This window comes from Pseudalkalibacillus sp. NRS-1564, from assembly GCF_050467905.1.
GTDB classification, from domain to species: domain Bacteria; phylum Bacillota; class Bacilli; order Bacillales; family Guptibacillaceae; genus Guptibacillus; species Guptibacillus hwajinpoensis_B.
Window position 1 is genome coordinate 67425 of the sequence record NZ_JBITPM010000002.1, and the last position, 12143, is coordinate 79567.

The 12143-nt window shown below is 40.5% G+C and carries 9 protein-coding genes; 7 read left to right on the top strand and 2 right to left on the bottom strand.

Annotated features, from left to right (window positions below; all coding sequences use genetic code 11):
- Positions 1-158: 158 nt before the first annotated feature.
- Positions 159-488, top strand: coding sequence for a PadR family transcriptional regulator (locus ACIFPW_RS00735; protein WP_430241274.1), 330 nt, complete (start codon positions 159-161; stop codon positions 486-488).
- A gap of 5 nt (positions 489-493) precedes the next feature.
- Entirely contained in the window at positions 494-1039 is a 546-nt protein-coding gene (locus ACIFPW_RS00740; RefSeq protein WP_430241276.1) for a DUF2812 domain-containing protein, read from the top strand.
- 102 nt (positions 1040-1141) lie between these two features.
- Here ACIFPW_RS00740 and mprF read toward each other — a convergent pair whose 3' ends face one another.
- Both mprF and ACIFPW_RS00750 read right to left on the bottom strand, forming a co-directional pair.
- Positions 1142-3673, bottom strand: coding sequence for a bifunctional lysylphosphatidylglycerol flippase/synthetase MprF (gene mprF, locus ACIFPW_RS00745; RefSeq protein WP_430241278.1), 2532 nt, complete (start codon positions 3671-3673; stop codon positions 1142-1144).
- Between the two features lie 197 nt (positions 3674-3870).
- The gene (locus ACIFPW_RS00750; RefSeq protein ID WP_430241279.1) at positions 3871-6933 is read right to left on the bottom strand and encodes an efflux RND transporter permease subunit; all 3063 of its coding nucleotides are present in this window, start codon (positions 6931-6933) and stop codon (positions 3871-3873) included.
- 305 nt (positions 6934-7238) lie between these two features.
- Here ACIFPW_RS00750 and ACIFPW_RS00755 point away from each other — a divergent pair, with 305 nt between their 5' ends.
- The 5 genes from ACIFPW_RS00755 to ACIFPW_RS00775 all read left to right on the top strand — a co-directional run bounded on the left by ACIFPW_RS00755 (position 7239) and on the right by ACIFPW_RS00775 (position 12115).
- Entirely contained in the window at positions 7239-8120 is an 882-nt protein-coding gene (locus ACIFPW_RS00755; protein WP_430241280.1) for a TetR/AcrR family transcriptional regulator, read from the top strand.
- Positions 8121-8195: 75 nt separating this feature from the next.
- Positions 8196-8486 carry a hypothetical protein gene (locus ACIFPW_RS00760; RefSeq protein ID WP_430241283.1) on the top strand — a complete coding sequence of 97 codons (291 nt, stop codon included), beginning with the start codon at positions 8196-8198 and terminating at the stop codon, positions 8484-8486.
- A 207-nt stretch (positions 8487-8693) separates the two neighbouring features.
- On the top strand, positions 8694-10499 hold the full coding sequence (locus tag ACIFPW_RS00765) for a M3 family oligoendopeptidase (RefSeq protein WP_430241285.1): 1806 nt from the start codon (positions 8694-8696) through the stop codon (positions 10497-10499).
- 319 nt (positions 10500-10818) lie between these two features.
- Entirely contained in the window at positions 10819-11631 is an 813-nt protein-coding gene (locus ACIFPW_RS00770) for an alpha/beta fold hydrolase (RefSeq protein ID WP_430241286.1), read from the top strand.
- A gap of 103 nt (positions 11632-11734) precedes the next feature.
- Positions 11735-12115: a hypothetical protein gene (locus ACIFPW_RS00775; protein ID WP_430241288.1), complete on the top strand. Its 381-nt coding sequence runs from the start codon at positions 11735-11737 to the stop codon at positions 12113-12115.
- Positions 12116-12143: the final 28 nt, after the last annotated feature.

Below are 12143 nucleotides of genomic sequence, written 5' to 3' on the forward strand. Positions count from 1 at the left end.
CTTTTACGCCTCCAAGCTCTATTTTTATGTGATTTTACGTTTTCACCTCTGAAAAAAAAATGAATGTATTTTCCAATTAGTGGTTGCTTTATATATCATTACCTGATATATTACATTTATTGATATATCATTAAACGATATATGATTGGAGGAAGCTAATGCCAAGAAATGATTCTCTTGAAGTGGGAGAGCTAACAGATACATCTTATTACATTCTCCTATCACTGATGGAGCCTAAACACGGATATTTAATTATGAAAACAATTGAGGAAATGACAGACCACGCGGTTGTGGTCGGACCGGCGTCTATGTATACCACGATCAAAAAGCTACTTGGGGCAGAACTGATTGAGCTGCATGATAAGAGTGATAAGAAAAAGGTGTATGTAACGACAGAAAAAGGTGTTCAGCTAGTAAAAAAAGAAATCGAACGAAAACGCCAAATGATTCAGCACGGGGAAGAAATCCTCGCAAATAAAGGAGAGTGAGTATATTGGGGAAAAAGAAATATGTGATGAGTAGCGGTTTAGCTTTTTTTGAAGAGAAAGAGATGGAGCGGCTCGGTAAGTTTGCGCAAAAAGGATGGTTTTTAGAGAAGTTTGCGTTCTCAGGTTTTAAGTTACAAAAAGGAGAACCACTGGACGTGATTTATTCACTAGACTATCAATCGGAAGCAGATGAGGAGTATTTTAGTTACTTTGAAGAAGCGGGATGGAAGCATGTTTGTACTGGAGCGGGTGAAATGCACATCTTTTCGGCCGCACCAGGCACTACCCCAATCTATTCAGACCAGGCTTCCGTCAAGGAGAAATATAAAAGGGAAAGCCAATCAATGAAAAAGGTCGCCCTGCCAGCATTTCTAATAGCTGTTATGCTAGTCGTGTTGCTGTTTAGTAGTGAGAATGGATTTCTCCCTACTGTTGTTGGGGATATAAGTGAATATGCAAGTTACGCGGTTTATATTGTGTTGATCTTCACAGGAATGCCCTATCTTTCGTATCAATATAAGTTGAGGAAGTTGGAGAAGCGTAATGTTTAATAGGGGACAGATGCAAATAAAGTAATAGAACTGTCCGTGGTGATGGGACGATTGTTTGTAATGGGGGTCAGGTACGCACCTGACCCCCATTACGTTTCACACTCATTTTCTCTTCCTCCCAATCAACAGCGAGACTTGCGCCATTGTAAAAGGCAGGGATGATTTCTTTCGATAGGCCATGTATTTGCGTTCCCAGGTGTGGGCGTATTTGCCTTTGAACTTTCGTAAGCCCTGAAAATGATAAAAGATATGACCATGAAGAAAAATTTGGGCAGCGATTCGCTCACTTAAGAAGGAGAACTTGGATTGACCCACGTTCGAAAGTGGAGCCATTCCTAAGTTAAAGCGCTCGTAGCCTTCAGTCTTAGCCCATTCAAATAAAGAGAGAAACATGACGTCCATTGTGCCTGAAGGGGCATCGTGTAGAAAACGCATTAAATCAACAGATACCGTTTTGTTGTTATCGTAGACAGGCATAAGGCTAGTAAAAGCAATGATCCTATCGTTTTCTTTCATAACAGCGATCTCTGATTTGTTTAGATAATCCACATGATAGAATCCGAGCGAAAATCCTTTCTCATTTCTTCCCTGTAGCCATTCATCAGATACGTCTTTTAGCTTCTGCAAAAGATCTTCACTGTGCGGAGGCTTTACTATTTCAACTTGAAAATTCTCTCGTTCGAATTTGTTTTTAACAGCACGCAATGCTTTCATTCTCTTACCAGATAGCGTGAACTGATCTAAATCTACGAATGCTTCTTCACCGAGCTTAAAGAAACCAAAGCCTTTTTCGTGGAGAATGGGAAGCAGGCTGTTACTAACTTCATAGAACACTGGGGTATAACCCTGGATATCTGCCAGGTGTTGAAACTCTTCGATAGCTTCAGGAAATGCTTCTTTCTGTCCGATCGGATCGCCGAGAACGACGAGTTTATCGGATGATTTTTGGAAGCAGATTAAGACTGTTTTTTTGGAGTTCCAAAAGATTGATTTATCGTGCAGGAAAATTAAGTGAGCTAACGTATTTCCACCGTAGGTTACAAGGTGCTCTTGTATTTCATTATCATGTTCAGGTGATGATTCCTTGATTGGGTTTCTCGGTTTAATCACGGCGGTCCCAATCACAAAAACAATTAGCGCAATCATTAAACCAATTAATGCACTATAAAACAGCGTGTGGTAATCCGTAATAACATATGGTAAGACTTGTGGTGGAATAACGCCGTTTGATGAAGGCAAGCTTAAATATCCAATTAACACATACATCGACGTGATGAATAAGATCACTAGCCCATCAATAATGGTTTTGCTCCACGTTAATACATAGCTCTCGCGATAGAAGCGCGTTCTCGACATATAGAGAATGAAGGCAACGAGTAAGAGAAAGATTGCTTCCTCATAATCGATCCCTTTAGAGAAGGTAAAGGCAGCTGCTGCGAAAAGGACGACGATGGTGAGATAATATGTTCTTTTCACCTTGTACTCAATTCCTCTTGATAACCCGAGTAAAGCAAAGCCAGCTCCAACGGAAAGGTGATGAGAAAGGTTAACAAGAAACGGTAGAGAATGCATTTCTTCTAGAATTTTTAACCGATCGATTATACCAGGTAAGGCTGCAGACAATAGTAAAATTAAGCCCGAAATAAACACGAGTAGCGTAAGCATCACATGACTTAGCCTTTGAATAAGGGCAAGTGGGAGGCTATCCCAGTTTGCATTCCATCTCTCCCAATAGTCTCTTACAAAAAGAATCGCAGCGAGTAAGAATGGAAAGATAAAGTATCCAACTCGATAGAGAATAAGTAGAAAAAGGACTTTCTCATCTTGGACACTAACAAGCTGGGTTCCCCAAATGAAGATCAAATCGAACGAACCGAGTCCGCCCGGGATCATGCTCACAATCCCAACGCATGAAGCGACAACAAAGATGGGGAATAACTCGTGAAAAGAAATGCTCAGTTCAAGTATGTTTGCTAGTAACCAGACGGCAAGGAACGCAAATGTCCACTCAAGGAGAGAGACAGCGATGAGCTGGAATTTCGTTCGTGAACCAAAGAACCGAGGAGAGCTTTTATCACGATGACGAACGAATTGAAAAAGCAGGACAGGCAGATACAGTCCAACCGCTATAACAACGACATAAAGCCATAGGAACTTTTCCAAAAGAAGGCTATCTCTATAGGCGAAAAGAATTGTGAGTGCAAGGAAAGATAACCCAGTCAAATAAAAATACGAAATGTTTCCAATGGATTTAGATAGTTTCTGTTTATCTACCTCATAAGTTTGATAAAAGTATTTTCTAAGCATACCGCTAATAATTCCACCAGATCCGATCAGGTTAGAGAAAGCATTGACGATAAACGATTGCTTCAACAGCTGTTTTTTCGGAAATGTTTTCTGCAATGATTTTAAGAGCAATGAGTCGTATAAGAACATCGGGCTAACGGCTCCCATAGAAATTAATAAAACGAGAACAAGTTTGCCTATGTTAAACTGATTAACTTCATTTCGAAGAAGCTCCGGGTTGATGCTAGACATGAAAGGGATGATTTCAATCACTGCTAGCACAAAAAGAAAAAGAGGTAAGATGAATTTCAAATAATGAAATAAATACTTGTAAAAAGTTGTTTTCATAGTTCACTCCTTTATCTTGATTTTACATGAATCTTAGAAAGTTCACTCAATAAATTTGAAAAAGGTGAAAATTTTTGCCTTTGGGAAGAAAATCATAAACCATCCCCGTTTAAAATATGTATCGAAAAGTGTAGTATAGCAGAACGATTCACTCACACAAAAAAACGTTCAGAGGATTTCCTCTGAACGTTTTTTACTTACATTTCTTCTTGTGCTTTTTTCTTGCCTCTAAATCGATATAAAACAAGGTAAAGCATCGGAACCATAATCAGCGTTAAGATAGCTGAGAAAAGGATACCTGATATGATCGTAACGGCAAGCGGTGTAAAGAGCGCATCGCCACTTACGGCAACTGGGATAAGGGCAACGATTGATGTAATCGCGGTAAGGAGAATGGGGCGTAAGCGAACACGACCGGACTCAATAACTGCGTCTTTTACATCCATGCCTTTTTTCAGTGCTTGTTCGATAAATTCAATTAACACGACCGAGTTTCTCACTACGATACCGGTGAGTGATACCATTCCCATCACACCAAGGAAACTGATTGGCGTTTGGGTAACGAATAGTCCAAGGATCGCACCCGCAATCGCAAGGTATACGGCAACAAGGACAAGGAACGGTAGTGAAAGTGAATTAAATTGCAGGGCAATCAATAGGTACACTAGGAAGAGTACGATGATGAAGAGTACGGTAATTTCAGCAAAGAAATCACTTTGAGCTTCATTTTCACCGCCAAGTGTAATGCTGTAATCAGCGTCATCTAGCTGATCGCGCTGATCTTCCACAATCTTAGTTACGTTAGCTTCGTAATTCTCCTCGTCTTTAGGGAAGGCACGAAGCGTAATCGAGCGTTCACCATCAATGTGAGGAATCTTTTGGATTTGTTCACTTTGTTCTGTTGTCACAAGCTCATCTAATGAGATGAGTTCAGGTGGTCCACCTGTTGATGCGGCTGGAAGCTCAAGGCTTGAAAGATCGACTTCATCTTCGCTACCTTCTAGCACGATATTCATATCACGCTTTACAACACCATTATCAAATGCTTTTAGTGGAATACCAGCCGTTGCAAGTCGAATTTGCTGGCTGATCTGATTGACCGTAATGCCATTTTCTTCGAGTGCATCGCGATCTGGTACATATTCGAGCGAAGGTTCAAAGTCACCTACGTTATCAACGACAAGGTCTGTTTCAAGTCCTTCGATCTCTTTTGTTAGCTCATCTCTAAGGTCGATAAGCTTATCGATTTCTGGTCCAGAGACGGTAACGGTCACAGGTGCTCCTGCAGGAGGTCCCTGCTGGATCGTTTCCATGAAAATTTCAGCATCCGGGTACTCATTTCTGAGCTTATCTGTCCAGTCGTCAATGAGTCCTTGCGTTGTCTGGTTTTCTCGATCGACTCTGGCAACGATTTGGCCAGTATTTTCACCAGTGCTCGTTAGCGAGCTGTTGAAGAGACCAGGAGTACCTGTGCCTGTGAAGACGCTTGTTTCATATACGCCGTCATCTGTTTTCAGTTTTTCTTCGATTTCTTGAAGCGTATCGTGTGTGTCTTCGATCGGCGTACCAATTGGTAGCGTGATGTCGACCGTTACTTCTTCCTTATCAGCAGCCGGGAAGAACTCAAACGGTGTTAAGACGACTAATCCGAAGATCGCTGTCGTGAGCACAAGACCAAGAATAGAAACAAGAATTGGTTTTTTTGAAAATTTCTTTAGAAGCTTGTCGGCATAAACATCGGCAAGCTTATTTAACGGTTTGCCAAGAAGTCCTGGTGCATCTGACATTGGCTTCTTCGATCGACGGCTTAAGAAGTAGCGCAAAATCGGTACGAAAATGAGTGCCACTAATGTTGATGCAATAATCGTTGTAATGAGCACTGTTGGCAACGCGCGTATAAATGCCCCGTTACCACCTGAAAGGAAAATTAGTGGCAAGAAGGTAAAGACGATCGCTAGAGAGGAGGTCACGATGGACACCCAAATCTCTTTCACGCCATTAACGGCTCCCATTAAACCTTTATCGCCGAGCTTATATCTTCGCTGGATGTTGTCGTTTATGACGATCGAGTCATCAACAATAATCCCGAGTGCGATGATTAACCCGATGACGGAGATCTGGTTAAGATCTACATCCGCAAAAGGTAGTGGAATAAAGCCCATTAGAACGGAAATCGGAACAGCAAGTGCTACGACGAGCGCACCCGATCCAGATAGTCCGAGAGATGTTGCCACAATAACGGCAAGCACAGAAATCGCTAGAGATAGGAATAGGCCATCAAAAATGTCCGTAACGATGGAAGCTTGAGAGTAATAAGACTCCAGTTCTACGTTCGAAGGCAGGCTTTCTGAAAGCTCATCCACTTTATCGCTCACACGCTCGTCAACAGTTGGGATATCTTCTCCGGACTTTACGTAAGCGGTGAAGGAAACAGAGGCCTTTCCTTCAAAAGTGATAATATCTTCAACGTCTTTTGGACTAACTTCAACGCTTGCAATGTCTTTTAAGTAAACCGCGTCTCCATCAGGGTTTTTACCTACAAATAACTCTTCCATTTCATCGAGTGAATCGTAGTTTTCAACAGAAAGCTGAACAACTTCCTCATCCATTTTCTGTTTTCCTAGAGGAGTTGGGTAGTATTCATTATTAATGGCACTTTGAACATCGGTAACGTTCAAGCCGGAATCTTTTAATTCCTCTTGTTTTAATTCAATTAAAATTTGTTCTTCAGGCAGTCCTTTGATCGTAACGCCAGAAACGCCAGATAATTCTTCGACTTCCTCTTTCCATCGATTTAATTCTTCTTCAAGAGAGAGGAGGTTGTCGCGGTTATCGCTTGTAAGATGGTAGGAAACAATCGGCATTTTTGCCGTTGATTCATTTACATCTGGTTCGAAAGCTTCGTCAGGAAATGAAGTCGAGGCATCGGAAACGGCCTGGCGTACGTCACCAAACACTTCCTTCTTACTTTCTCCTTCCGCTACTTCGATCACAATGTTCGAAAAGCCTGCTGCTGAAGAAGATGTCACTTCAGCGATGCCATCGATCGAACTGAGCGATGACTCGATTGGGTTCGTAATTGATCGTTCAACTGTGTCCACCGTTGCACCAGGATAAACGGTGCTAATCGTTCCGATATTTACTGTTGTTTCCGGAATTTCACGCTGTGGAAGTTGAATGAATGTAAACACTCCAACAATGACAAATAATAGAATAAATATCATAAAGAGCTTGGACCGTTGTAAAATCCATTTCAACATATGAGAGCCTCCTCTGTTCGTTTTCGACTGTTCGGTCAATCTGATGTCATTTATACCCCATATTTGTTGAAATATAAAGTTTTAATGTGCTTGACTCAATAGTCATTTTTACTGAGATTAGCTAGGAAGTCAAGAAATGAGTGTGCTAGAAAACGAATTCGAAAGGGTGAAGGTTAGTCAGGTATGATTAAGTAAACTTCTTCTTTTAATCGAGATATGCAGTTTAAGCTCGAGGGCATATTGTGACTATCATTCCACTCATCAAGTAGTGTATTCTGATGGAAGAAGATATCGAGGTGAACGATATGGATAAACGAAAAGCAATATTAGAAGCGGCCGTTGAATTGATTGCAGAGAAAGGATACACGCATACATCGATGCAGCAGATTGCTGATAGTGTGGGTGTCTCAAAAGGTTCGCTTTACTCATTTTTTCCATCAAAGGAAGATTTGATTATTTCGATTTATGAACACTATCAACAGCTCGTTTTTGAACGTGCTTTTGTTGTCGGATTAGACGGTAATCTACCACCTTATGAGCGGTTTGCAAAACAATTCCAGGTCCAATTCGAAGGGATATTGGAATATAAATCTTATATGAAAATGCATATGCGCGGGGAATCCGCTCAAAGCAGTGAGGAGCTTGAAGGAATGGGCCATCGAATGAGGGGTCGACTTTTTAGCTGGCTAGAACGAAATTTGATTGATTTATATGGGGAGAAGATTGCCCCATATAAATGGGATTTGATGTGGATGACGCAATCCATTTATACCTCCTACACAGGTCTTATGATTTCTTCTGAGAGCCTGCTTTCTCCAGAAAAGCTTGGAAAGCACATCGTTAGGCAGATTGATATTCTAGCATCGGATTTTCTAGCAGGAAATAGCGCGCCTCTTCTAGATGATGAAATGATGCGTCCTTTTTCCGTAGGGATGGATCGAGAAGGTGCTTTTACATCGTTTGAGAAAAGAGAGAGTGCCTGGAAGGCGCTCTATAATAATATCCATGAATTAAAGCAGCCTCAATATTATCTAGAGGTAACGGATCGCATATCAGAAGAATCTAGAAAGTCAAAACCTGATGAGATTGTGATGAGAGGGCTGTTTCATTTACTGAAAGAAGAAGATGTGCTGAAAAGAAATGCACAAGCACTAGAGGCACAAATCCTTCCGGCGACAGAACATTAGGATGGTTATTTTCCAATTTTTTCGGGTAAATAGGGTGTAGAGAGAGATGGTTATCACCAAAGGAGAGAGAGACAAATGTCAGAGAAACCTTCATCAATCAATGGAAGCAGTACCTTTATTGCAATTGTTTCCATTGTAGCGGGCTGTCTTGCTGCTATCATTGCAGGAAGCTTCCTATCCGGAGCTATTGAACTAGCAACAATTGAAATCTTCCCTATATTCTTCCCCATCATTATTTGCGCTGTCGGCATTTTTCTAGGAGTGGTTGCTTTTCGCATTTCAAAAAGAAGACTTGCAATAATGGGGATTGCCTTAAATGCTGTTGTTCTTTTACTGCCATCGGGCTTTTTAGTTGTGAAGTTATAGAGGAATGAAGAAAGCAGTTTAGATTATGAGTTTCTAGCTTTAATCACATGAGAAAAAAGATAACAATGAGCGCTGAATAGTATTTCAATTCAGCGCTCATTTTTTATTCTTTATTCAAGATTCGGAAGGTTTTTTTAATTATTCTGAATAAAATATGGATAATTATGTTAACGTTAGGGGGTGCTATAAAAACTGGGAGGGATGTTAGTGAGAAATACACAAACAAAGCAGTGGGATTTAGACAGCGTTTATCCAGGAGATAAAGTAATTTCATTAAAAGAACAGGTCTCTACTATCATTTTACATATTGATCAAGTGCAAACAGATTTGGAAAATCAAACTCATCCTCAAGAAATACTTGAAATGGTTAAGGCGATAGAACTTGTTCAACGCATCAACACAAACGTTTTTGAAATGGATGAGTATATTATTTGCAAATTTTCAGTCGCCGTTGATGATCCAGAGCTACAAACGCTTAATGAACTAAGCACTCGGATGAAGTCACGGATGGAGACGCTATTGCTTACTTTTCGTCACTATCTCGCAGCTATTTCAGATGATCAGTGGCATGCATTGCTCAAAAGTCCAGAAGTTCAAGGAATTGAAACGTTCTTAACGATTCAACGCCAAAAGGTTAAAGACCAGTTAAGTCCCGATCTGGAGAAAGTCATTCACTCTCTTTCAGTAAATGGTTTTGATGGATGGGAAGACCATTATGAACAGGAATTTGCTCAACTTACAGTGCCTGTGAGTAATGAAGTGGGGATAGAAAACATATCTTTTGATTCGGCATTTATGCGTGCAATGCTCTCAAGTGACCGAAAGATTAGGGAGGAGATTGCTTCATCAATGACAAACGTTTGTCGTGAAAACGAAATACGTTTTGCATCAATATTTAATCACCTTGCAGGTTATCGGAACGAGCTTTACCGTTTAAGGGGGTGGTCAAACCCTTTGAAGGAAATGTATGAACAAAACCGAATCAGTGAAGCTTCAGTTAATAGTATGATGCAAGCACTCCATCAAAGCAAAACTTTGCTACATCAATTTTTAGACCGGAAAGCGGAGTTAAATCAACTAGAGAAGTTGAGTTGGTTTGATATTTACTCTCCAACGTTTACTTCTAAGGAAACTGTTACATATGACCAGGCAACAGAAATCGTCATAAGTCAGTTTTATCGATTTAGTGAAAAGATGGGCAAATTCGCTGAACGAGCTTTTGAAGAAGGATGGATTGATGGAAAACTCTCTGATTCTAAGCGACATGGAGCATTCTGCGCATCGTTGCCAAATTCGAAGGAAAGTCGAGTACTCCTATCTTTCACAGGAAACTATCAGGATGTCGTTACTCTTGCTCATGAGTTAGGGCATGCTTATCATAATTTTCACCTTCATGAAGAACCAGGATTTGCTCATCAAACCGGAACGGGATTAGCAGAGACAGCATCGACTTTCGCAGAGAATCTAGTACTTGATGCCGCAATCGAATTAGCGGATTCAGAAGAAGATAAATTATCCTTGCTAGAGTTGAAAATTATTAATGGATTAAAGTACATTGCTTATATTCCCGCTAAATTCGAGTTTGAACAGCAGTTTTACGAAAAGCGTAAATCCCAGATGCTTTCAGCAACGGAATTGGCTGATTTGATGGAAAAAAGTGAAAGAGACTGGTTTCGGGATTCATTAGAAGAGGTGAATACCCATAACTGGATGACGATTCCGCATTTCTTTAATACAGAAAAAGCTTTTTTTAATCTGCCATATACAATTGGCTATTTGTTCAGTAATGGGGTTTATTCGCTTTATTTGTTAGATAAAGAAACGCTTCCTGAACGATATAGTCAACTACTCAGCTCTTCAGGCAATAAAACGATGGAAGAATTAGGCGCTGAGTTCCTAGATCAAAATTTAACCGAACCATTTTTCTGGGAGACATCGATCAAGCCTTTAGAGAAAGCCATTTCAATATATCTCGAGAAAACCAAGGCTTATTTGAAAGCAAGAGACGTTTAGTGATATGCCGTTTCATTTCTTGGTTGTTTAAAATACTATTTTTAATAGATGAAAGCCAGGGCAATCTGATCTGGCTTTTTGGCTATGCTTCGTTATAGAAAGGTGGTTCTTTGTTTGATTTCGCTCTAGGAGACTAGTAGGCTCTTGTTATTAATTAAACGATTATTGTTCGTCATTACCGTTGGCTCGTTTTGTTAGCGTAATGTTCCCATCAACGATTTTCTTCTTTCAATCTCCTCCCATTCACGGTTATACTAATGCAAGAGTATTGGATCAACTATGGGACACAACACCCCTTATACAGAGAGGATTTAACAGCATGCTTGATTATAAGCTTTACAAAAGTAAGAAGGCGAACTGCAGTGAAACGATCGTGTTAATTCACGGTCTTGGTGGGAACTATGGGATCTTCTGTAACCAGATTGCCACATATAAAAAAGAATATGATGTGCTTGCTATCAACCTACCGGGGCATGGGAAATCACCGAGTACTGACAGTTATGACATGCCTTTCAATAGAGAATTAGTCGCAGACGAAGTGATTCTGCTTCTAGATGAGTTGAAGATTTCTAAAGCACATTTAGTAGGTATTTCACTAGGCTCTGTTGCTGTGCATCATTTGCTTCAACGAGTTCCTGAACGCATTCAGAGTGCTGTACTAGGAGGCGCAATCACACGATATTCACCTCTAGCTACCTTCATGCTCCGCGCTGGAAATGCAGTGAAAGCGTTTGTACCATATATGTGGCTATATAAAATGTTTGCTTATATTATGATGCCTAAAGCGAATCACGCTAGCTCTAGAGAGTTATTTATCAGAGCAGCCCTTAAAATGAATCGAAAAGACTTTCTAGCTTGGTATGCGTTAACACCTCAAGTAAATGCAGCATATGCGAACGTTCAACAATATAGCCAAAACATTCCGAAACTCTACATTTCTGGAGAACAGGATCATCTCTTCTTAGACCCTTTATTAGAAGATACGAAAAGCGATGAACAGGCACAGCATTTGATCTTAAAGCAATGCGGTCACGTTTGTAACGTGGAAAAACCAAGGGAGTTTAACGATGCTTCGCTTGCATTTTTTAATCAGCATAGCTCAACCCAGTCTTCCATATCATCCGCCTTATAAATGCTTTGAGTGCCTGTCACCAAGCAAATTTAGACCTATTTGTAACCTTTTCACCGTTTAACTCGTTTAGATAGAAAAGGGTGAGCGAATGGAGGGCTTAATGGTGAAGATCAAGCTTCTACCGATTTTATTGGGAACCTTATTATTCGTTGGGTTAGCCGGCTGTGGAAATAATGAAGCTCAAACCGTAAACACATCAAAGGATGACGTGGGGGAAGAGACGACAGCTCCCGCTACATCAGAAGGTGACTTCTCTCAAGAAGCAAGAATGATGGCGAATGATGAGAAACTTATTGAAATGCTAATGTCTACAGGAGTGATCAAGGAAAATGCGACGCCAAGTGAGATACAGAAGGCGTTAGAAGAGTACTTGAAGGAGAAAGCAGAAGGGATTGACCAGGGCGCAAAACCAAGTGAGAAATATATCGAGGATTTGAAGAAACAAATTCAACAAGACTTAGAAAAAGAAGGTTCGAAAGAGTAATCTTAGACGAGAGCTTTGGTTCTAACAG

Bases quoted from the DNA above. Each gene is read 5' to 3' on its own strand.
- ACIFPW_RS00735 (WP_430241274.1), top strand. From the start codon at position 159: ATGCCAAGAAATGATTCTCTTGAAGTGGGAGAGCTAACAGATACATCT.
- mprF (WP_430241278.1), bottom strand. From the start codon at position 3,673: ATGAAAACAACTTTTTACAAGTATTTATTTCATTATTTGAAATTCATC.
- ACIFPW_RS00750 (WP_430241279.1), bottom strand. From the start codon at position 6,933: ATGTTGAAATGGATTTTACAACGGTCCAAGCTCTTTATGATATTTATT.
- ACIFPW_RS00755 (WP_430241280.1), top strand. From the start codon at position 7,239: ATGGATAAACGAAAAGCAATATTAGAAGCGGCCGTTGAATTGATTGCA.
- ACIFPW_RS00760 (WP_430241283.1), top strand. From the start codon at position 8,196: ATGTCAGAGAAACCTTCATCAATCAATGGAAGCAGTACCTTTATTGCA.
- ACIFPW_RS00770 (WP_430241286.1), top strand. From the start codon at position 10,819: ATGCTTGATTATAAGCTTTACAAAAGTAAGAAGGCGAACTGCAGTGAA.